We start from the raw sequence: 21049 nt of genomic DNA on the forward strand, positions 1-21049 counted from the left end.
CGCCTCTCGATTGTTGCCATTCGTACCCACTCGTGTGCCCTAGGTGTGCCCTCGTACTCTTTCGTAGAGGGTGAAACGGCCTCTGACCTGCAAGTATACACGGTGCGCTCGACGGGACTCGAACCCGCACACCGCGAGGCACAGGAACCTAAATCCTGCGTGTCTACCAGTTCCACCACGAGCGCGCGCCCACCAGCCTAACGGCCGGGCGCGGCCGCACCGCCGCTGGAGCCGGGCTCAGGCGCTGCCGATCCGCACCGTCCCCGCCACGGTCGTCACCGTGTCGCCACCGACCCATACCTGCTGGTCCCGGACCTCGACGTGCACCCGGCCGTCGCGCTGCCGACGCACCCCCTGACCCGCGACATACCGCTGCGGCAGTCGTCCTGCGGGGATGAGCCACTGGGCGAGGCCGGCCTGCAGGCTGCCAGTCACCGGGTCCTCCATGAAGTCGGTCCCGTCGCCGTAGAAGGCGCGCACCTCGACGTCCTTGCCCGCCTGCCCGGGGTCGACCCAGGGCCCGACGAGGCCGACCTTGAGCTGCCCGCACAGGTGCAGGACCGGCTCCACCGCCAGCACCTCCCCGGCGGACGCGAGCTCGATGCCGGCCCAACCGGGGCCGTTGTCGATCCACTGCATACCCAGCACCTGGTCGTCGTCGAGGCCGAGCGCGGCCAGGATGGGTGCGCGATCGCCGGCTGCCACCTCCCCGGAGCGCGTCAACGGAGGGGCGGCGAAGGCGAGCCGTTCGTCCCGGCGCACCGTGACCGGACCGGCGGCGCACTCCTGCACCACCCGGTCCGCGTGGGTGGCCGCCCCGCCCGCCTCGAGCCAGGCGTGCGCACTCCCGAGGGTGGGGTGCCCCGCGAACGGGAGCTCACCGCCAGTGGTGAAGATGCGCAGCCGGTAGTCCGCCGCGGCGTCGGTGGGCTCGAGCAGGAAGGTCGTCTCGGACAGGTTCGTCCACCGCGCGAACTCCGCCATCTCCTCGTCGCCGAGCCCGTCCGCACCGTGCACCACCGCGACCGGGTTGCCGCGCAGCCCGTGTGCGCTGAAGACGTCGACCTGGCTGAACCTGTACTCGCCCATGGCGAGATCCAACCAGACGCCCGGTCAGGCACAACGGGACGCCCGGTCAGAGGGTATGCAGTCCGCGGCGCGGTACGCCGGGCGTCAGCACGCGCCAGTCGCGTCCCCAGCCGCGGGCCTCGGCGACGACCGTGTCCGCCATCTCCCGGGTCGTCAGGCACAGAGCGGTGGGGCCGGCCCCGGAGACCACCGCGGCATGGCCGAGCGCCCGCAGCGTGTCGACCGCCCCCATGGTCACCGGGTAGACCCGGCGGCGCTGCTCCTGGTGCAGCCAGTCGCTCGTGGCGTCCAGCAGCCAGCTCGGCTCGCTGGTCAGCGCGTGCACCAGCAGGGCGGAGCGCCCCGCCTGCCGGACGGCGTCCTGGCGGGGGACGGCCGGTCCCAGCACGGCACGAGCGGTCGCCGTGTCCAGCCGCTGCACCTGCGGCACCAGCACGACAGGCACCACCTCCGGGTGCAACGAGGGCCGGGCCGTGCGCACCACCTGGGCCGACGGCATCCAGGACACCGTGAGGCCACCGTGGACCGAGGCCGAGGAGTTGTCGGGATGCCCCTCCGCGACCCCCGCGTGGGTGTTCACCAGGCCCAGGTCAGCCTCGGTCAGCTCTCCCCCACGCACCAGCGCGAAGCCCAGCCCCAGGCCGCCGACGATCGCCGACGCCGAGCTCCCCATCCCGGCCGACATCGGGATGGTGTTGGTGCAGGTCAGCCGCAGACCGTAGCCCTCGAGCCATCCGATGCCGCAGGCCTCCAGGGCCTCCCGCAACCGACGGGCCACCAGATGGCTGCCGTCGGTCGGCAACTCGTCCGCCCCTTCACCGGCCAGCACCACCTCCAGGTGACCGGCCTGGTCGAGCACGTCCACCGCATACTCGTCCCAGATCCCCAGCGCCAGCCCCACGCTGTCGAAACCGGGCCCCAGGTTGGCACTGCTCCCCGGGACCCGGACCCGCACCCCGGCACCCGGCCGCAGGGCGGACATCACTCCAGGCCGAGCGCCGCCGCGGCGCTCATCGCATCCACCGAGACCCGCACCGGGTCGACGTCCGCGCCGTCCGCCCCCTTGAGCGCCCACTGGGGGTCCTTGAGCCCGTGCCCGGTCACCGTGCAGACGATCCGGGCACCGGACGGCACCTTGCCCGCCTCGTGCATGGCCAGCAGCCCGGCGACCGAGGCGGCCGAGGCGGGCTCGACGAAGATCCCCTCCCGCGAGGACAGCAGCCGGTGCGCCGCGAGGATCTGCTCGTCGGTGACGGAGTGGATCACCCCGCCGGACTCGTCGCGGGCGGCCTCGGCCTGCGCCCAGGACGCGGGGTTGCCGATCCGGATCGCGGTGGCGATGGTCTCGGGCTCGTCCACCGGGTGGCCCAGCACGATCGGCGCGGCCCCGGCGGCCTGGAAGCCCCACATCGCCGGCCGGTGCGTGGACACCGCGGCACCACCCGCCCCGAGGGCGTGCGGGTCGGCGTACTCGCTGTAGCCCTTCCAGTAGGCGGTGATGTTGCCGGCGTTGCCCACCGGCAGGCAGTGGATGTCCGGGGCGTCACCGAGCGCGTCGACGATCTCGAAGGCCGCCGTCTTCTGCCCCTCGATCCGCGCCGGGTTGACGGAGTTCACCAGCTCGACGGGGTATGCCTCGGCGAGCTTGCGCGCGACCGTGAGGCAGTCGTCGAAGTTGCCCTCGACCTGGATGAGGGTGGCACCGCCGGCGATCGCCTGGCTCAGCTTGCCCATCGCGATCTTGCCGTCCGGGACCAGCACCCCGCAGCGCATGCCGGCCTTGGTGGCGTAGGCGGCGGCGCTGGCGCTGGTGTTGCCGGTCGAGGCGCAGATCACCGCCTCAGCACCCTGCCGGGCGGCGTCGCTGATGGCCGCGGTCATCCCGCGGTCCTTGAACGAGCCGGTCGGGTTGAGCCCCTCGTACTTCACGTGCACCTGGGCCCCGACGAGCTCGGACAGGTGCTCCGCGGGGATCAGCGGGGTGCCGCCCTCCCGGAGCGTGATCACGTGCTCGGTGATCGTGGACGGGAGACGGTCGGCATACTCGGCGATCACGCCGCGCCACTGGTGCGCCATGGGGCCCTCTGTTCTTTCTCGCGTGACCTCGGGTCAAGACCTCAGAGTAGGGGGTGCTCCATGCCGGTGAGCGCTCACCCCAGCAGCGCCTCGACGTCCCCGGCGATCGTCCGGAAGGCCTCCCCCCGGTGGGAGACGGCGTGCTTCTCCGCACTCGAGTGCTCGGCCAGGGTGCGGCCGTCCGGGCGGACCAGCAGCGGGTCGTAGCCGAATCCTTTGTCCCCCAAGGGCTCTCGTCCCAGGACGCCACGGCAGTGCCCCTCGCGCACGACCTCCTCACCGGTGGGCAGCACCAGCGCCGCGGCGCAGACGAAGCCGGCACCCCGGTGCTCCTCCGGCACGTCCGCCAGCTGGGCCAGCAGGAGCCGGTTGTTCGCCTCGTCCTTGGCCGTCCCGGTGGCCTCCCCCAGCGGCCCCGACCAGCGGGCGGAGAAGATCCCGGGTGCACCACCGAGGACGTCGACCGTCAGTCCGGAGTCGTCGGCGAGCGCCGGGAGGCCGGTGGCGCAGGCGGCGTACCTCGCCTTCAGCAGCGCGTTCTGCGCGAACGTCACGCCGGACTCGACCACGTCCCCGAGCTCGGGGAAGGCATCGAGGCCGACCAGCTCCAGCCCGGACCGCTCCAGCACCTCGGCCAGGATCTCCCGCAGCTCCTGCACCTTGTGCGCGTTGCGGGTGGCGAGCACCAGCCGGTTCACCACGTGGGCGGCCCCTGGTCCACGTCGGCGCCGGCCGCGTGCGAGTCGGCACCGCCCATGTCGTCGGCCCCGAAGGAGGCGGCCTGACGGGCGGTGAGCTCGGCGCACCCCTCGGCGGCCAGGTCGAGCAGCGCGTCCAGCTGCTCGCGTTCGAAGGGCACGCCCTCGGCGGTCCCCTGCACCTCGACGAAGCGGCCGTCCCCGGTCATCACGACGTTCATGTCGGTCTCGGCGCCGGAGTCCTCGACGTAGTCCAGGTCGAGGACGGGCTCACCGGCGACCATGCCGACGCTGACCGCGCAGACGGAGCCGGTCAACGGTTCGGCCTTGTCCGGGATCAGGCCCTGTGCACGGGCGGTCTCGACGGCGTCGACGAGGGCGACGTAGGCACCGGTGATGGCCGCGGTGCGGGTGCCGCCGTCCGCCTGGAGGACATCGCAGTCGAGCTGGATCGTGTTCTCCCCCAGCGCATCGAGGTCGACCACGGCCCGCAGCGAGCGCCCGATGAGACGGCTGATCTCGTGCGTCCGTCCGCCGATCCGCCCCTTCACCGACTCCCGGTCGGAGCGGGTATGCGTGGCGCGGGGCAGCATCGCGTACTCCGCGGTCGTCCAGCCCTTGCCGCTGCCCTTGCGCCAGCGCGGCACCCCGGCGCTGAACGAGGCGGCGCACAGCACCCGGGTCGCGCCGAACTCGACCAGCACGCTGCCCTCGGCGTGGTCGAGCCAGTTGCGGGTGATGCGGATCTCTCGGAGCTGGTCGGCGCTACGGCCGTCATGACGGGTCATACGGCCAGGGTAGGCGTTCGGTCACCGAGCGTCGCCCATGGTTGCTCACCACCCCACCGGGCGTCGCTCGTGGTTGCTCAGCCGTTGTGCGCGTCCCGCCAGGCGAGCCAGGCGTCCAGCTGACCCATCGCGAAGTCCGGCCCGCTCGTGGAGAGCGTCAGCAACCGCGCCCCCGCGGCATACAGCTCCTCGACCTCGGACCCGGGCGCCTCGTCCAGGCTGCCGGCGGCGACGGAGACCTCGATGGCGGAGGTGTCGCGGCCGACGTCCTCGCCGTGCCGGTGCAGCACCCCGAGCTTGTGCCGCAGCGTCTCGACGTCGCCGAAGGAGTGCCAGATCGTGGCGTGCTCGGCGACGATGCGCAGCGTCTTGCGCTCCCCACCGCCGCCGATCATCACCGGTATGTCGCGCGTCGGGGCAGGGTTCAACGCGGCCCAGCGTGCCTTGATGCGGGGCATCGCGGCGGCCAGGTCGTCCAGCCGGGAGCCAGCGGTGCCGAAGTCGTAGCCGTACTCGGTGTAGTCGCGCTCGAACCATCCTGACCCGATCCCGAGGATGAGCCGGCCGTCGCTGACGTGGTCGACGGTGCGCGCCATGTCGGCCAGCAGATCGGGGTTGCGGTAGGAGTTGCAGGTCACCAGGGCACCGATCTCCACCCGCGAGGTCTGCTCGGCCCAGGCAGCGAGCATGGTCCAGCACTCGAAGTGCAGACCGTCCGGCTCCCCGGAGAGCGGGAAGAAGTGGTCCCAGTTCATCACCACGTCCACCCCGGCGTCCTCCGCACGGCGCACCGCCCCGCGGATCTGCTCGTAGGTGGCGTGCTGCGGCTGCAGCTGGATCCCGATCCTGACCGGTCGCTGCGTGTGGGTGCTCATGGCGCCACCCTGCCAGGCAACCCCCGGCCCGTCCTGCCGTACGACTCAGCGCCTCCGGTGCAGCTCAACCGTGAACCAGGGCAGCAGCGCCTGGGTGAGGGGGCCGATGGCGACGGCATACAGCACGGTGCCCAGACCGACGACCCCACCCAGCAGCCAGCCGAGCGCGATGACGGTGACCTCGATCGTGGTGCGGACCAGGCGCAGCGACCGGCCGCTGACCCGGGCCACCCCGGTCATCAGGCCGTCCCGGGGGCCCGGCCCGAGCTGCGCCCCGATGTACATCGCGCTCGCGACCCCGTTGAGCAGCACGCCCGCGGCCAGCAGACCGGCGCGCGCCGGCAGGCCCTGCGCCGGGTCCAGCAGCACCAGCACCGCGTCGGCGGCGACCCCGACCAGCAGGGCGTTCGCGATGGTGCCCAGACCCGGCGGCTGACGCAGCGGGATCCAGAGCAGCAGAACCAGGACGGACACGACGATGATGATGGTCCCCAGGCTGAGCGGCAGCTGTCGGGCGATGCCCTGGTGCAGAACGTCCCACGGCATGTTCCCCAGCACGGCCCGCACCATGAAGGCGATGGACGCGCCGTACAGGGCCAGCCCCACCACCAGCTGCAGGATGCGCCGCCCCAGCCGGCCCGCGCGCAGCTGTTCGATCGGCCCCAGCGCCGCCAGCTGACGACGTGGGTCGGCGGCGCGCCGCCGCGCCCCCGACAGGACCCGGTTGCTCGTCTGGGCGACGACGCCGAGGTGGCTGATGGTGCTCATGCGTCCAGTGTGCGCCAGGGTGGACACCTGCTCCATATCCACTTCCGGGACGGTGGCCACGAAGTGGCTATGGACAGGGGAGCCACTTCGTCGGGAGAGTGTCCGGATGAGACGTCTCGCCCCCGATCACGTCGCCGGTCTGGTCGCCCCGCTGCTGACCCGGCGGACGGAGGGACCCGCGTATGCCCGGCTGGCCGACGCGCTGCGCCAGGCGGTCACCGACGGTCGGCTGCCCGCGGGGAGCCGACTGCCTTCGGAGCGCGAGCTCACCGACCGGGTCGACCTCAGCCGCACCACCGTGACCAGGGCGTATGCCGAGCTGCGCGCACAGGGGTATCTGCTCACCCGCCGTGGCTCGGGCAGCGTGGTGCAGGTCCCGGAGGTGCCCGGCGGGCGGGTGGACCACCTGCTCACCCCGAGCGCGCTGCACGCGGACGCCCTGGACCTCACCTGCACGGCACCGGCTGCCCCGGCCGGCACCCGGGAGGCCTACCAGCGCGCCCTCGACGACCTCGGTGCCTACCTGCCCGGGACCGGCTACTACCCGGGGGGCCTGCCGGTGCTGCGCGAGCGGGTGGCCGAGCAGTTCACCCGTCGCGGCCTGGCCACCACGCCCGAGCAGGTGATCATCACCCCGGGGGCCCTGGCCGGGGTGGCCATCGCGATGCGCGCCCTCATCTCCCGGAGGGACCGGGTCCTGGTGGAGACGCCCACCTACCCGAATGCGATCGCCACCGTCGAGGGCGCCGGGGCGCGCATCGTGGCGCACCCGATCGACCACCTGCACGACGACTGGGACGTGACCGACCTCGGTGACGCGCTGCAGTCGAGCGGTGCGCGGGCGGCATACCTCATCCCGGACTTCCACAACCCGACGGGGGCGCTGATGGACGGCGAGCAGCGGTCCCGGACCGGTCGGCTGCTGCGCACGCGAGGGGTGGTGCCGGTGATCGACGAGTCGCTCGTCGACCTGCCGCTGGACGGACAGGTGATGCCGGAGCCGCTGGGCCGGCACGTCCCCGACTCGATCACCGTGGGCAGCGCCAGCAAGTCGCTGTGGGGCGGCCTGCGGGTCGGCTGGATGAGGGTGCCGCGGGCCCGGATGGAGACGATGGCCGCCAGCCGGCTGCGCCTCGACCTCGGGGTGCCGGTCCTCGAGCAGCTCGCCGTGGCCCACCTGCTCGACCGCGCCGAGGAGACGCTCGTCGAGCAGCGGGCCCGGCTGCGGGAGGGGCGCGAGGTGCTGCTCCGGGGACTGGCGGAGCAGCTCCCCGACTGGCAGGTCCGGGTCCCCGGCGGCGGCATGGCGCTGTGGTGCCGGTTGCCGACGGGCGGCGGGTCGACCGCGCTCGCGAGCGCCGCCCGCCGGTATGACGTGGCGCTGGCGTCCGGGCCGAACTTCGCCGCCGGCGGCGGTCTGGACGGATGGGTCCGCCTGCCCTACGTGCTGTCCCCCGACCGTCTCGCCGAGGTCGCTCCCCGGGTGGCGATGGCCTGGGAGGACGTGCTCTCGGGCCGGGTCCGCGAGTCCCGTGCGCCGGTGCACCAGATCATCGCCTGACACGACGCGCGCCCGGTCAGAGCACGACGCGCGCCCGGTCGGAGCACGACGCGCGCCCGGTCGGAACAGGGTGGGGTCTCGGAGGCGGTAGAATGAGTGACGACAAGGGTTTCGTGCGCCGGGTGGCTGGGACGGCGCGCACGTCCGTGGCACACGGGCAGCGCGAAAGGCATACCCCTTGTCCCCCCTGCAGTCCTACCGGGACCTCTTCGGTCTCACCGGTCCCCTCTACGTCGCCGTCGCCTTCCTCGGGCGGCTCCCGCTGGCGATGTCCCAGATCGCCGCGCTGCTGGCCGTCACCGCCGCCACCGGCTCCTACACCGCCGGCGGCGTGACCGCCGGTGCGCTCGCCGTCGCGAACGCGGTCGGCGCCCCGGTCGCCGGCACCCTGACCGACCGGCTCGGCCAGCGGCCGGTGCTGCTGGTCCAGAGCGTCGTCGGCACCCTCGGTCTGGCCGCGCTCGCCGCGCTGACCCTGGGCGCCGGCCCCGACCGGCCCTGGTGGCCGCTGCCGGTCGTCGCCGCGCTGGGCGGCGCCTTCGTCCCGCAGGTCGGCACCATGGCCCGCGTCCGCTGGCGCCCGATCAGCCGGTCCCGCTCGTCGCAGAACCCCCGCGTGATGGACGCCGCCTTCTCCTACGAGGGTGCCGCCGACGAGGCCTCCTTCGTGCTCGGTCCGGCCCTGGTAGGGCTGATCGTCGCCGCCACCGCCCCGGTGACCGCGCTGGTCGTCGCAGCTGTGCTGCTGGGCGCCTTCGGCACCTGGTTCGCGCTGCACCCCACGGTGGCCCTGGTCACCCCGTCCGGGACGGGCTCGGGGGACGGGTTCCGGCTGCTCACCCCGGCGCTGCTGGTGCTGGCCGCGACGCAGCTGAGCATCGGGATGATCTTCGGCTCCATCCAGACCGGCACCTCGGTGCTGGCCACCCAGGCGGGCGAGCCCGGGCTCACCGGTCTGCTGCACGGCCTGCTCGGGGTCGGCAGCGTGATCGCCGGTCTGGCCGTCGTGGCGCTCCCCGAGTCGATCGGGCACGTGCGCCGGCTGCGGGTCTTCTCGGGCGTCCTCGTGGTGCTGTCCCTGCCGCTGCTGGCGGTCGGCTCGCTGGGCGGGCTGGCGGTCGTCCTGCTGGCGCTGGGCGTGGCCGTCGCCCCGTCGATGATCACCACGTTCACCCTCGCCGAGCGCACCGCGGCCCCGAGCCGCCTGGGTGCGGCGATGACCGTCCTGGCCGCCAGCACCGGCATCGGGTATGCCGTCGGCGCGGCCCTGGCAGGCACCTTCGCCGACCTGGGTGGGCACCGCCCGGCCTTCGCCGTCACCGTGCTGGCGACGGTGTCGGCGTTCTCGCTGGCCACCCTCGGCGGCCGGGTCGTGCTGAGAGCGCTTGCCGCCGGCCGGCCTGGCCAGCAGGCCGAGGCGCCCATCTCGCAGGACACGCTGCAGCCCACGCCCTGAGCGACGGCGACCCACGGCATACCCGGAGTGCGGTCACCCTAGGGGGACCTTCATCGCGCTAGAGGGCGATGAAGGTCCGGCTACCGTGACCGCACTCCCGAGGGGGCCGGCGGTCAGCCGATCTGGAAGCCCACCCGGTGCCAGCCGGAGGCACCGTCGGGCGCGGGCGGCGCGCTGATGTCGGTCTGCACCTCGCCGGTGCCGTCGGTGGCACGTACGGCGAGCGAGTGCTCCCCCGGCTCGCCGACCCAACGGTGCGTCCACAGCCGCCAGGAGTCCACGCTCGGCTCCTCCATCAGGGAGGCCTCCTCCCACTGCCCGCCGTCGACCTGCACCTCGACCCGGTCGATGCCGCGGTGCTGGGCCCAGGCCACCCCGGCGAAGACCACCGCCCCGTCGGCGTCCGGTGCCAGCCCGCGGCCCTCGCGCGGCACGTCGATCCGTGACGCCGTCTTGATCGGCCCGAGCTCGGCCCACCCGCGTGGGGTCCAGTAGCCCTCGTCGGCGTCGAACCGGGTGACCTTCAGCTCGGTGACCCACTTGGTGGCCGAGACGTAGCCGTACAGGCCCGGCACCACCATGCGGACCGGGAAGCCGTGCTCGGCGGGCAGCGGCTCGCCGTTCATCGCGACCGCCAGCAGGGCGTCGCGCTCGTCGGTGAGGGCCTCGATCGGGGTGCCGGCCGTCCAGCCGTCGGTGCTGCGGGAGAGGACCATGTCGGCCTCCGGCTGCACCCCCGCGCGGGCGAGCAGCTCACGGATCGGCCAGCCCTGCCAGACGGCGTTGCCGACGAGGTCGCCGCCGACCTGGTTGGAGACGCAGGTGAGCGTCACCAGCGCCTCGACGTGCTCCTCCTCCATCAGGTCGGCGTAGCTGATCTCGATCTCCTCGTCGACCAGCCCGGTGACCCGCAGCGACCAGTTCGCGGCGTCCACCCGCGGCACCCGCAGGGCGGTGTCGATCCGGTAGTAGTCCTCGTTCGGGGTGACGTATGCCGAGTGCCCGCCGACGTCGCTGCCGGCACCCTCCGGCACGCTCACCGTCCGGGTGGGCACCGGGATCCCCAGCGCCTCGGCGCCCCGCTGCACCGTGCGCCCGACGGTGGCCAGCGCCTGGCCGGCCAGGATCCCGACGGCCCCGAGCGCGGTCAGCCCACCGGCCGAGACCAGGACGGCGCGTCGGGTGGCCCCGGTGACCGGGTTGGCCTCCCCGCTCCCCCCTGTCCCCTCGGAGGCAGCCTCCTGAGCCCAGGCGGCCTCGACGGAGTCGGCGGCCCGGAGCCGGTCCACCAGGCGCCCCAGCAGCCATGCCCCCAGGCCGACACCCACCACGGTGGGCACCAGGTCCAGCACGCCGGTCGCCGGCCGGGAGAACACGGCGACCGCGCCGACCACCCCGACCAGGGTGAAGGCTGTCGTCCCCCAGGGGCGGCGACGCAGGGTCAGCACCCCGATGGCGGCGCAGAGCAGGATCAGCACGACCGCCATCCCGACCCCGAGGGCGAGCTTGTCGGCGGTCCCGAACGTCTCGACCGCGAAGTCCTTGAGCCACGGTGGGGTCAGGTCGACGAACGCGCCCCCGACGGCCAGCAGCGGCGAGGACACCCCGGCCGATCCGACCAGCCGCACCCAGGCCGCGGCGAGCAGCTCGGCGGTGCCCAGGGTGAGCGCCCCGGCCCCGACCCCCACGGCCGCGGCGACCCACGTCCCGCGCTCGGGCGTGGCGGCGGAGGCGGTGTCGGGCTCGCGGGTGAGGACCATGGGTCCATCATCCTCGCCCAACCTGGAAGATCACCGGACCCGTCGGTCACCTCGACGGTCCGGCCCCCACCTCGTAGGTCCGTCCGGGTCCGGCGATCGTCAGCGGTCCCGCCCAGAGCGCAGACGCCTCCTCCTGGGCGGCGTCGGCGTCGGCCCAGGGCGGCAGGTGGGTCAGCACCAGCGTGCCGACCCCGCCGGCCTCGAGGGCGGCCTCCGCCGCGCGGGCCGGGGTGAGGTGGATCCCCCGGGTGGTCTCCTGCGCGGGAAACCCTGCCTCGACCAGCGCCAGATCCGCGCCGGCGAGCAGCGGGGCCAGCGCCGGGCAGCTGTCCGTGTCGCCGGTGTAGGCCAGCACCCTGCCGGCCGCCTCCACCCGGAAGCCGAACGCCGGGACCGGGTGCGCAACGGCATACGGGGTGATCGTGAACGGGCCGACCCGCACCGGGCGTCGGTCCACCAGCTCGCCCCAGGTCATCCCCTGCAGCGGCTCGGCCTGTCGGACCCCGTGCACCCGCGCCATCCGCTCCGCGGCCCCCGGCGGACCCCAGACGGGCAGGCCGGAGGTCGCCGGCGCCGGGCCGTGGCGACGGAGCACGTGCAGACCGCTCAGGTCCAGGCAGTGGTCGGGGTGCAGGTGGGAGAGCAGCACCGCGTCCAGCGCCACCGGGTCGGTATGCCGGTGCAGCGGCCCGAGCGCGCCGGAGCCGAGGTCGAGCAGCAGGCGCCACTCCCGGTCCCCGTCGTCCGCGGTGACCAGGTAGCAGCTGGCGGCGCCGTCGGGCCCCGGGACGGAGCCCGAGCACCCGACGACGGTGAGCCGCACCCCGACCCTCAGGCCTGCTGACGCGAACGGGGCAGGATGCGGAACATGATGTCGGTGACGCTGACCAGGCCGACCAGACGCCCTTCCTCGCGCAGCACCACCAGCTGCTCCCCAGAAGCGCGCATCTTGTTGAGCGCCTCATAGACCGGGGTGGTGCCGGCCAGCACCAGTGCCGGTCGTGCCAACGGCTCGGCCGACTCGTCGTCCGCGTGCACGAGCGTGTCACGCACGTGCACGACCCGCGGCTCGGCGGTGTCGTCGTCGAGCATGAGGATGCGCTTGTGGCCGGTGCGGGCACCCACCGCCTGCACCTCGGCGATGCTCGCCCCGGTGCCGACCGCCGCCACATCAGGGTTCTTGGGCGCCAGCTCGGCCAACGTCAGCTCCTGCAGCTCGAGCACGTCCGAGATCTGCTCCTGGAAGGCCGTCTCCAGGGCCCCCTTGGCCGCCGACTGCTCGACCAGCACCCGGATCGTGTTGACGTCCTGGCCACCGACCGCGGCCCGGTCGACCGGGGTGACGCCGCTGGCCGAGACCAGCTTGTTGGCGATGTGGTTGACCCACAGCAGCAGCGGGCGCACCACCCAGATGAAGACCCGCATCGGCGGCGAGACCAGCTTGGCGGCCCGCTCCGGGTGGGCGATCGCCCACGACTTCGGCGCCATCTCTCCCACCACGAGGTGCAGGAAGGTCACGATGAAGAGCGAGAGCGCGAAAGACGTACTGCCGGCCACCCAGGACGGGAGACCGATGCCGACCAGAACCGGGCCCAGCCAGTAGTCCATGGCCGGCTTGGTGACCGCACCGAGGGCGAAGGTGCACGCGGTGATGCCCAGCTGGGCACCGGCGAGCATGACGGTCAGCTCGTGCATGCTGCGCAGCGCCGAGCGCGCGGCGCTGGAGTGCTCCGCCTCCGCCTCGAGCCGGGCCTTGCGGGCACCCAGCAGCGCGAACTCGACGATGACGAAGAGGGCGCTGGCGACGATGAGCCCCACCGTGATCAGGGTGACGGTCAGTCCGTTCATCGGCCCTCCTCCTGAGTCGTGGTGCCGGTATGCCCGTCCCGCGGGTCACCCGGGGGCCGATCGTCGCCCCTCGGCGGGTCCGTGTGGTCCCCGTCCGGTGGCCTGTGGTCGTCCTTGTCGTCCTTGTCGTCCAAGGCCCGTTCCACCAGCCGGACCGAGAGCAGGCTGGGCACGTGCCGGGTGATCTCCAGCACCTCGATCTCCAGGGTGCGAGCCACCCGCTCGTCGAAGACCATCTCGGCAGGCTCCTCCCCCAGCTCGATGACGACCGTCTGGCCGATCTCGGGCAGGGCTCCCAGCTCGGCGATGACCAGGCCGGAGACCGTCTCGTAGTCGCCCTCGGGCAGGTGGTGCTCGACGGCGCGCTGCATCTCGTCGATGTGCACGTCACCGTCCATCCGCCACACGTGGTCGTCCCCGCCGCCGTCCCCCGAGGCGACGATGCCCTCGGGCACCGTCTCGTCGTGCTCGTCGGTGATCTCGCCGACGAGCTCCTCGGCGAGGTCCTCCATCGTCAGCACCCCGGCGAAGCCGCCGTACTCGTCGACCACGCAGGCCAGCTGCTGCCCGGAGCGGGTGAGTTCGTGGACCGCGTCCGGCAACGGCATCAGGGTCGGGACGATGACCGTCTCGCGCATGATGTCGCTGACCGTCCCCTCCATCGAGGAGCGCAGCACGTCGACCAGGTTGACCACGCCGACCGGCTGACCGTCCGGATCGACCACGGGGTAACGGGTGTGCCCGTGCGCCATCAGCACCCGGACCTCCTGCAGCGTGGTGTCCGGGTCGATGACGTCGACCCGCGACCGGGGAACCTGGGCGTGCTCGACGTCCTGGTCCGGGAAGTCGAGGATCCGGTCCAGCAGGACCGACAGCTCGCGCGGCAGGTCACCGCTGTCCCGTGAATCGGCGAAGATCTGCTCGAGCTCCTCGGCGGTCGCGGTGGTGTCCAGGTCGTGGATCGGCTCGATCCGCACCAGACGCAGCAGGGCGTTCGCCGACCAGTCGAAGATCTTGATGAGCCAGCCGAAGGCCGCCAGGTAGATGATCGTGGACCGGGAGAGCATCCGCGCCAGCGGCCCGGAGTTCGCGATCGCCAGGTTCTTCGGGTAGAGCTCACCGAAGATCATCTGCACGATGGTGGCGATCGCCAGCGCGGAGACCGTGCCGACGGTGATGCTCAGCGCCTCGGGCACACCCGTGTCACCGAGGATGATCGCCAGGCCACGTCCCACCAGGGGCTCCGCGACGTAGCCGACCATCAGGCCGGTGACGGTGATCCCCAGCTGGGCGCCGGACAGCATGAACGAGGTGCGTCGGGTGACCTTCAGTGCGCGGGCGGCCGCATCGTCGCCGGCCTCCGCCTCGGCCTCCAGGCGCAGCCGGTCCACCGACATGTAGGCGAACTCCTGGGCCACGAAGTAGCCGTTGGCCGCGATGATCACGGCGATGGCGAGAATGCCGGCGAGCAGCAGCAGGATGGCGGTGGTCACGCGCTCCATCCCTCAGGTGCGGGGGGTGGGCACGGACCGCTGGGTTGGCCAGGAGACATGAGCAGAATAGTAACGTCCCGCACGCTCAGCACGGACTCAGACTCGGAGTCGTCATCAACCGGCAACTGTCAGTCGTCGCTGACGGGTAACCGCAGGTCGGTCAGGGAGCGCACCCGCGGCACGGTCACCCCGGTATGCCGGTCGTCCCGGTCCAGCAGGACCGCCGACAGTCCCGCGTCCAGGGCCGCGCGGAAGGCGCGTGGGTCGGGCTTGGCCGCCGGGAGCTCGGAGGAGCAGACGAGGACGCCGATCTCGCCGGACAGCGCCAGCGCCTCCACCTTCCGCTGCTGCTGCTCGGCATCCCCGTTGGTCAGGACTGCGGCCAGCAGCCCGTGCTCCCGGATCCGGCGCAGCGTCGGCACGGCGTCGTCGAACGCACGCCATCCTGCCTCGTACCGCCACAGGTAGTCGGAGAACAGCTCGTCCGCCTGCTCGTCCGACAGCCTCGCCCCCAGGAGGTCACGCAGCCGGTGCCCCCAGCGCGTCCGCCCACCCCCGGACGGCGGCATCCGCGGCGCCGGCGTGGTCGACCAGCGTGCCGTCCAGGTCGAGCAGCACCGCGGCCGGCCCGCTCAGCGCCACTCCTCGTCCCGACCAACGAACGCCCGGTGCACCTGGTGCACCTCGGGGCCGAGGAACCGGCGCGCCAGGTAGTGGAAGCCGTCGGGGTCGCCAGTGGTCAGCCACTGGTGCACCGGCACGTTGCCGGCCGGCGCCAGCAGCCCCCCGTCGGTGAGCACCCGGAACAGGTCGGCGGCGGTGGCCGCGGCCGAGGACACCAGGCTCACCTGCTCGCCCAGCACGTACTGCAGCGCCTGGGTGAGCAGCGGGTAGTGGGTGCAGCCCAGGATCAGGGTGTCGATCCGCTGCTCCTGCAGCGGCGCGAGGTATGCCTGTGCCACCTCGATCACCTCCGGCCCGCTGGTCACACCCGCCTCGACCAGCTCGACAAAGCGCGGGCACGCCTGGCTGGTCACGCTCACCGAGGCGGGCGCCGCCACGAAGGAGTCGAGGTAGGCCCGGGACTGGTGGGTGGCCTGCGTCGAGATGACCCCGATCCGGCCGTTGCGGGTCAGCGCCACCGCCCGGCGCACCGCCGGGCGGATCACCTCGACGACGGGCACGGCATACCGCTCCCGGGCGTCGGCCAGCACTGCGGCCGAGGCGCTGTTGCAGGCGATGACGAGCGCCTTGACGCCGTGGTCCACCAGCCGGTCCAGACACTCCAGGGCGTACTGCCGGACCTGGGCGATCGGCAGCGGGCCGTACGGGGTGCGTGCGGTGTCACCGAGGTAGAGGACCGACTCCTGGGGCAGCTGGTCGAGGACCTCGCGCGCGACCGTCAACCCTCCGAACCCGGAGTCGAAGACCCCGATCGGACCGTCGGTCATCTCAGTCGGCGTCCGCCGCCACGAAGGGGTTGGCCAGGGCGCCGATGCCCTCGATCTCCACCTGGCAGCGCTGCCCGGCGGTGATCGGGCCCACCCCGGCCGGGGTCCCGGTGAGGATGACGTCACCGGGCAGCAGGGTGAAGGCCGCGGAGGCGTGCGCGATGAGCTCGGGGACCCCGAAGTGCAGGTCGGCGGTGGTGCCGTCCTGGCGCACCTCGCCGTCCACGGTGCTGCCGATCCGTAGGTCGGCGACGTCCAGGTCGGTCTCCACCCACGGGCCGAGCGGGGTGAAGGTGTCCATCCCCTTGGCCCGGGCCCACTGGCCGTCGCTGCGCTGCAGGTCACGGGCGGTGACGTCGTTGGCGCAGGTGTAGCCGAAGATCACCGACGCGGCGTCCTCGACGGAGACGTCCTTGCAGACCCGCCCGATGACGACCGCCAGCTCGGCCTCGTAGGAGATCTCCTGCGCGAAGCCGGGGATGACCACCGGGTCGCCCGGGCCGCAGACGGAGGTGTTCGGGATGAAGAACATCAGCGGCTCGGCGGGCAGCTCGCTGCCCATCTCCTTGGCGTGGTCGGCGTAGTTGCGCCCGATCGCGACCACCTTGCTGCGCGGGATGACCGGGGCGAGCAGCCGCACGTCGGCGACCTCGAAGGTGGCGCCGGTGAGGTCGATCTTGGTGTAGAGCGGATCACCGGAGATCTCGGCGATCTTCTCGCCGGCCCCGTCCACGAGGCCGAAGCGGGGGTCGTCTCCATCGGTGAAACGGCAGATACGCATGGCCCCAGCCTAGGGCGAGGTGAGCTTCAGCCCCACGATGCCCCCGACGATCGCCACCAGGCACAGCATCCGGGCCACCGTCAGCGGCTCGTGCAGCGCGACGATCCCGAAGGCGGCGGTGCCGACCACCCCGATCCCCACCCAGACGGCATACCCGGTGCCGAGCGGGATGGTCCGCAACGACCAGCCGAGACCGGCCATGCTGAACGCGAGCGCGACCCCGAAGAGCACGCTCGGCCACAGCCGGGTGAAGCCCTCGGAGCGGGTGAGCGCTGCCGCCCACACGCTCTCCAGGACACCGGACAGGACGAGCACGACCCACGACAGAGCAACCATGATGACGCCCCTCCAGGGCGTGTCACGTCGTCGTCGGCTCCGGGTACGACGTGCCTCGTCCGGGGACAGCCGGGGACCGGTGTCCACCCTCAGCGTCTCACTCACCGGCGCACCCGGTCCAGCACGACGGCTAGGCTCGTCTGCCGTGTCCTCCCTGCCGCACCGCCCTGCTCCGACGCGCTCGCGCACGGTGCTGCCGGAGGCACGGTGGCGGGAGCGGGCCGCGGTGCACGCGGAGCGGGTGGAGCGGCTGACCGCGGACCGGCTCGCCCGGCGGTTCGAGGGCCGCACCCACCCGGTCGACGACTTCCTCTGGGAGTACTACTCCTTCCGGCCCGCGCAGCTCGCCCGATGGCACCCCGGCCCCGGGGTGGGCCTGGAGCACGGCTCCGAGCGCGAGGGCTGGAGCCGCTACCGCCTCGACGCGGAGGGGACGGCGTGGCTGGACGCCGAGGGGTTCCTGGCGCGCCGGGGCGCAGCCGTGGCCTTCGTCCGCGAGCTGCTCACCGCGACCCTGTCCCGGCCCGGCCGGTTCGGCTGCTTCGGGCTGCACGAGTGGGCGATGGTCTACCGCAGCGACCCGGACGAGGTGCGCCACGACGGGTGGCCGCTGCGGCTCGGGCGGGAGGGGACCGACTGGCCGCTGCGGCTCGGGCGGGAGGGGACCGACGCGGTCGTCGAGGGCCATCAGGTCGGTTGCACGCACCTCGACGCCTACCGGTTCTTCACCCCGGAGGCGGCGCCGCTGAACACGCTCACCCCCACCCGTCAGACCCAGGTCGCGATGGAGCAGCCGGGCTGCCTGCACGCCGGGATGGACCTCTACAAGTGGTGCTTCAAGCTCGCCCCCGCGGTGCCCTCCGACCTGACCCTGGAGGCGTTCGGGCTGGCCCGGGAGATACGCGAGCTGGACATGCGGGCGGCGCCCTACGACCTGCGTGAGCTCGGCTACGAGCCGGTCCGGATCGAGACGGTGCAGGGCAAGCAGGAGTACGCCCGTGCCCAGCGCGGCTTCACCCTCCGCACCAACGACCTGCGCCGGCGGCTGGTCGCCGCCCTGGATGAGCTCGCTCAGACCAGCTGGTAGAGCCAGCCGTGCCGGTCCTCGGCGCGCCCGTACTGGATGTCCAGCAGCTCCTGACGCAGGTCCAGGGTGAGGCTGTGGTCCTGCGGCATGGCCAGCTCGCCACCGCTCCACGCCAGCCGGCCCACCGGGGTGATGACCGCCGCGGTGCCGCAGGCGAAGACCTCGGTGATCTCGCCTCCGGCGACCCCGTCGCGCCACTCGTCGATGGTGAACCGTCGCTCGGTAACGTCGTGGCCGCGCTCGCGCAGCAGGTCGATGAGGGACGAGCGGGTGATGCCCGGCAGGATCGTGCCGGTGAGCTCGGGGGTGACGACCCGGCCGTCGGCATACACGAAGAAGAGGTTCATCCCGCCGAGCTCCTCGACGTAGCGGTGCTCGGCCGCGTCGAGGAAGACCACCTGGTCACAGCCGTGCTCGATGCCCTCGGCCTGGCTGGCCAGCGACGCGGCGTAGTTGCCGCCGCACTTGGCCGCGCCGGTGCCGCCGGCCGCGGCCCGCACGTACTGGTCGCTCACCCACAGGCTGACCGGGGTGAGGCCACCGGTGAAGTACGCGCCGGCCGGGGAGGCGATGACGCTGAAGAGGTAGCGGTTGCTGGGCCGGACCCCCAGTGCCTCCTCGGTGGCGATCATGAAGGGGCGCAGGTAGAGCGAGGTCTCCCCCGAGTCCGCGGGCGGAACCCAGCCCTGGTCGAGGGTGACGAGCTCCTTGATCGCGTCCAGGAAGATCGTCGGCGGCAGCTCGGGCATCGCCAGCCGGCGCGCCGAGGCGTTGAACCGCTCCGCGTTGCGCTCGGGCCGGAAGGTCCACACGGTCCCGTCGCTGTGCCGGTAGGCCTTCATCCCCTCGAAGATCTCCTGGGCGTAGTGGAACACCGCCGCCGAGGGGTCCAGCGGGATAGGGCCGTAGGGCACCACCCGCGCCTCCTGCCACCCGGTGTCCCCGGTCCACTCCACCAGCACCATGTGCTCGGTGAAGAGGCTGCCGAAACCGGGGTTGGCCAGCAGGTGGGCGATCTCGTCGGCGCTGCGACGGTCGGCGGCCTCGGTGACCGCGAACGAGGTGGACGACGTTGTCTGGCTCATGCCCCGAGACTAACGCTCAGCGCAACCAGCTCGTCATCGCCCTGACCCGGCGGCCCGCCTGCTCCAGCTCGTGCGCCGACCGGGCCGCGTCCCGGCGGCTGGTGGACGCCTCCGCACGGGCCTGGCCCGCCGGCCCGTGCTGGCTGGCGAAGCCGGAGGCGTAGATCTGGTCCACCCGGGTCTTCAGGTCGTGCACCAGCGCGACGTAGGCGACCTCCGGCTCGACCCCGCCGCCGACCAGGTCCTCGTAGGCCGACTCCAGCGCCTGCTGCAGCGGGACGTGGATGCGGTCCTGCGCCACGCCCATGGCCCGGGCCTCGTGCTCGATGGTGGTGACGACGGCGCCGGAGCGCAGCGACCCCATCGCGGCGGCGTACGCGGTCAGGGTGGCCCAGGCCGCCCCCGAGCCGTCCCGCTCGACCGCGACCAGCGCGGGACAGCCGCGGCCGTCGAGGTACTCCTCGCGGACCCGGTGCCCGTCCCCGATGGTGCGCAGCATGGCCAGGTCGACGCCGTCGGGGACGACGAGACCGCCCTCGCGCACCGTGGAGGGCCCGGTCACGATGACCAGGTCCCCCTCCTCGGTATGCCCCGCGACCAGGCTGCGCAGCACGTCGGGGGCGTGCTCGCCGTGCGACATCTCCGGCACCAAGACGATGTCGCAGCGGCGCACGGCCTCCTCCGGCTCGGCCACCGCGAGGCCCTCCACCTCGGCCCGGCCGGCCAGCCGGCTGTCCGGGGCGGTGCCGACCCAGACGTCGACGCCGCTGTCGCGCAGGTTGAGGGCGTGCGCCGCGGCGAGGGAGTCGAAGCCGAGCACGGCCACCTGGCGGTCCTGCAGCAGGGTGAGGTCGGCGCTGTCCGGGTCGAGGGTGGAGGTCACGCCCACCAGCCTAGGTGGTGGGCCTCGGTGCAGAGGCGGAGCCGCGGACCACCAGCTCCAACGGGAGCACCCGGTGGCCGGGTTCCCGTCCGGCGACGGCCTCGAGCGCGGCCTCCGCCGCTGCCGCGCCGGCCGCCCGCAGCGGCGAGCGCACGGTGGTCAGCGGCACCGGCAGCTCGGCGGCGAGCGGGGTGTCGTTGAAGCCGACCACGGACAGCTGCTGCGGCACCGCGAACCCGCGCGCCCGGGCGGCGGACATCGCCCCGATCGCGGTCACGTCGTTGACCGCGAAGATCGCCGTCGGGGCGCCGGCACCGTCCAGCAGGCGCGCTGTTGCCTCCTTGCCACCCTCGACGTCGAAGGCGCAGTGCACCGAACGCCCCGGCGCCAGGCGGATCCCGGCGCGGGCCAGCTCGTCGGTGAACCCTCGGGCGCGGTCCCGGGCCGAGCTGGTTGCCTTCGGCCCGGCGACCACCCCGAGGTCGGTATGCCCCAGGCCGAGCAGGTAGCGCGCGACCTGCCGCCCTCCGTCGGCGTCGTCCAGGGCCACCACCGGCCTGCGGTCGCCGGCGGTGCGCATGAACGGCAGGACGGGCACCGGCCAGGCGTCCTCAGAAGGCGGCTCGTCCAGGTGCCCGTCGCTGAAGAGGATGGCGTCGACCCCGTGGTCCAGCAGCATCTCGATCCGCTCGCCGCGGGTGCGCAGGTCCTCCTGGGTGCCGCTGACCAGGGTGACGTAGCCGTCCTCGCGGGCCCGCGCGTCCAGCCCCTCGTAGGCGAGGGCCACGACGATGTCGGTGATCCGCGGCACCAGGACGCCGATCACCCCGGTGCGTCCGGTGCGGAGGCTGGCCCCGACCCGGTTACGACGGTAGCCGAGACGTCCGGCGGCAGCCTCCACCCGGGTCCGGGTCCCAGCGGCGACGCCGTCCCGGGTCACCGGGTCACCGCTGAGGGCGCGGGAGGCGGTGGAGGGGTGCACCCCCGCCTCCCGCGCGACGGTCACGATCGTGG

22 protein-coding genes, 1 tRNA gene and 1 riboswitch are annotated in these 21049 nt (G+C 73.1%); of the genes, 3 read left to right on the plus strand and 20 right to left on the minus strand.

The window, feature by feature from the left end; all coding sequences use genetic code 11:
- Positions 1-103: 103 nt before the first annotated feature.
- The 8 genes from ACI3EY_RS16230 to yczE form a co-directional block, all read right to left on the minus strand.
- A tRNA-Leu gene (locus tag ACI3EY_RS16230) sits at positions 104-185 on the minus strand.
- 52 nt (positions 186-237) lie between these two features.
- Entirely contained in the window at positions 238-1089 is an 852-nt protein-coding gene (locus tag ACI3EY_RS16235) for a PhzF family phenazine biosynthesis protein (RefSeq protein ID WP_405041111.1), read from the minus strand.
- Between the two features lie 46 nt (positions 1090-1135).
- On the minus strand, positions 1136-2071 hold the full coding sequence (locus tag ACI3EY_RS16240; protein ID WP_405041112.1) for a homoserine kinase: 936 nt from the start codon (positions 2069-2071) through the stop codon (positions 1136-1138).
- Positions 2071-3165 (minus strand): threonine synthase, encoded by a 1095-nt coding sequence (gene thrC, locus ACI3EY_RS16245; RefSeq protein WP_405036008.1) that lies wholly within the window; start codon positions 3163-3165, stop codon positions 2071-2073. The genes ACI3EY_RS16240 and thrC overlap by 1 nt, the downstream gene beginning before the upstream one ends.
- A 74-nt stretch (positions 3166-3239) precedes the next feature.
- Positions 3240-3863: an RdgB/HAM1 family non-canonical purine NTP pyrophosphatase gene (rdgB, locus tag ACI3EY_RS16250; RefSeq protein ID WP_405041130.1), complete on the minus strand. Its 624-nt coding sequence runs from the start codon at positions 3861-3863 to the stop codon at positions 3240-3242.
- Positions 3860-4651 carry a ribonuclease PH gene (gene rph / locus ACI3EY_RS16255; protein WP_405041113.1) on the minus strand — a complete coding sequence of 264 codons (792 nt, stop codon included), beginning with the start codon at positions 4649-4651 and terminating at the stop codon, positions 3860-3862. Before rph ends, rdgB begins: the two co-directional genes overlap by 4 nt.
- A 77-nt stretch (positions 4652-4728) precedes the next feature.
- The gene (locus ACI3EY_RS16260; RefSeq protein WP_405041114.1) at positions 4729-5526 is read right to left on the minus strand and encodes an LLM class F420-dependent oxidoreductase; all 798 of its coding nucleotides are present in this window, start codon (positions 5524-5526) and stop codon (positions 4729-4731) included.
- Between the two features lie 45 nt (positions 5527-5571).
- Positions 5572-6294 carry a membrane protein YczE gene (gene yczE, locus ACI3EY_RS16265; RefSeq protein ID WP_405036005.1) on the minus strand — a complete coding sequence of 241 codons (723 nt, stop codon included), beginning with the start codon at positions 6292-6294 and terminating at the stop codon, positions 5572-5574.
- 106 nt (positions 6295-6400) lie between these two features.
- Between yczE and yczR the strand changes: the two genes are divergently transcribed.
- A complete protein-coding gene (gene yczR, locus ACI3EY_RS16270) occupies positions 6401-7855 on the plus strand; it encodes a MocR-like transcription factor YczR (RefSeq protein WP_405041115.1) in 1455 nt (484 codons plus the stop codon).
- A gap of 178 nt (positions 7856-8033) precedes the next feature.
- Positions 8034-9311: an MFS transporter gene (locus ACI3EY_RS16275; RefSeq protein ID WP_405041116.1), complete on the plus strand. Its 1278-nt coding sequence runs from the start codon at positions 8034-8036 to the stop codon at positions 9309-9311.
- A gap of 113 nt (positions 9312-9424) precedes the next feature.
- Here the strand turns inward: ACI3EY_RS16275 and ACI3EY_RS16280 are convergent, their stop codons facing one another.
- From ACI3EY_RS16280 to ACI3EY_RS16320, 9 genes are all read right to left on the minus strand, one after another.
- Positions 9425-11071 carry a molybdopterin-dependent oxidoreductase gene (locus ACI3EY_RS16280; RefSeq protein ID WP_405041117.1) on the minus strand — a complete coding sequence of 549 codons (1647 nt, stop codon included), beginning with the start codon at positions 11069-11071 and terminating at the stop codon, positions 9425-9427.
- Positions 11072-11117: 46 nt separating this feature from the next.
- Positions 11118-11894 carry an MBL fold metallo-hydrolase gene (locus ACI3EY_RS16285; protein WP_405036000.1) on the minus strand — a complete coding sequence of 259 codons (777 nt, stop codon included), beginning with the start codon at positions 11892-11894 and terminating at the stop codon, positions 11118-11120.
- A gap of 8 nt (positions 11895-11902) precedes the next feature.
- Positions 11903-12919 carry a hemolysin family protein gene (locus ACI3EY_RS16290; RefSeq protein ID WP_405035999.1) on the minus strand — a complete coding sequence of 339 codons (1017 nt, stop codon included), beginning with the start codon at positions 12917-12919 and terminating at the stop codon, positions 11903-11905.
- Entirely contained in the window at positions 12916-14421 is a 1506-nt protein-coding gene (locus ACI3EY_RS16295; protein WP_405041118.1) for a hemolysin family protein, read from the minus strand. The genes ACI3EY_RS16290 and ACI3EY_RS16295 overlap by 4 nt, the downstream gene beginning before the upstream one ends.
- A gap of 119 nt (positions 14422-14540) precedes the next feature.
- A complete protein-coding gene (locus ACI3EY_RS16300; protein ID WP_405041119.1) occupies positions 14541-14981 on the minus strand; it encodes an HAD family hydrolase in 441 nt (146 codons plus the stop codon).
- A complete protein-coding gene (locus ACI3EY_RS16305; protein ID WP_405041120.1) occupies positions 14932-15054 on the minus strand; it encodes a hypothetical protein in 123 nt (40 codons plus the stop codon). Before ACI3EY_RS16305 ends, ACI3EY_RS16300 begins: the two co-directional genes overlap by 50 nt.
- On the minus strand, positions 15045-15863 hold the full coding sequence (gene murI / locus ACI3EY_RS16310; RefSeq protein WP_405035995.1) for a glutamate racemase: 819 nt from the start codon (positions 15861-15863) through the stop codon (positions 15045-15047). Before murI ends, ACI3EY_RS16305 begins: the two co-directional genes overlap by 10 nt.
- A gap of 1 nt (position 15864) precedes the next feature.
- Positions 15865-16644 (minus strand): fumarylacetoacetate hydrolase family protein, encoded by a 780-nt coding sequence (locus ACI3EY_RS16315; protein ID WP_405035994.1) that lies wholly within the window; start codon positions 16642-16644, stop codon positions 15865-15867.
- 9 nt (positions 16645-16653) lie between these two features.
- Positions 16654-16971: a DMT family transporter gene (locus ACI3EY_RS16320; protein ID WP_405036500.1), complete on the minus strand. Its 318-nt coding sequence runs from the start codon at positions 16969-16971 to the stop codon at positions 16654-16656.
- A gap of 30 nt (positions 16972-17001) precedes the next feature.
- Positions 17002-17064, minus strand: a riboswitch (guanidine-III (ykkC-III) riboswitch).
- Between the two features lie 61 nt (positions 17065-17125).
- On the opposite strand from ACI3EY_RS16320, the gene ACI3EY_RS16325 reads away from it, so the two are divergent.
- Entirely contained in the window at positions 17126-18067 is a 942-nt protein-coding gene (locus tag ACI3EY_RS16325; RefSeq protein WP_405041121.1) for a 3-methyladenine DNA glycosylase, read from the plus strand.
- Here ACI3EY_RS16325 and ACI3EY_RS16330 read toward each other — a convergent pair.
- From ACI3EY_RS16330 to ACI3EY_RS16340, 3 genes are read right to left on the minus strand one after another with little or no spacing between them, the layout of a single operon-like run.
- Positions 18052-19152, minus strand: coding sequence for a branched-chain amino acid aminotransferase (locus tag ACI3EY_RS16330; RefSeq protein WP_405035979.1), 1101 nt, complete (start codon positions 19150-19152; stop codon positions 18052-18054). The genes ACI3EY_RS16325 and ACI3EY_RS16330 overlap by 16 nt on opposite strands.
- Before the next feature lie 16 nt (positions 19153-19168).
- The gene (locus ACI3EY_RS16335; protein WP_405035978.1) at positions 19169-20035 is read right to left on the minus strand and encodes a ketol-acid reductoisomerase; all 867 of its coding nucleotides are present in this window, start codon (positions 20033-20035) and stop codon (positions 19169-19171) included.
- A 10-nt stretch (positions 20036-20045) separates the two neighbouring features.
- Positions 20046-21041 (minus strand): LacI family DNA-binding transcriptional regulator, encoded by a 996-nt coding sequence (locus tag ACI3EY_RS16340; RefSeq protein ID WP_405041122.1) that lies wholly within the window; start codon positions 21039-21041, stop codon positions 20046-20048.
- Between the last annotated feature and the right edge of the window lie 8 nt (positions 21042-21049).

The sequence above is a fragment of the Serinicoccus shuyuelongi genome, assembly GCF_045032955.1.
Taxonomy (GTDB): Bacteria; Actinomycetota; Actinomycetes; order Actinomycetales; family Dermatophilaceae; genus Ornithinicoccus.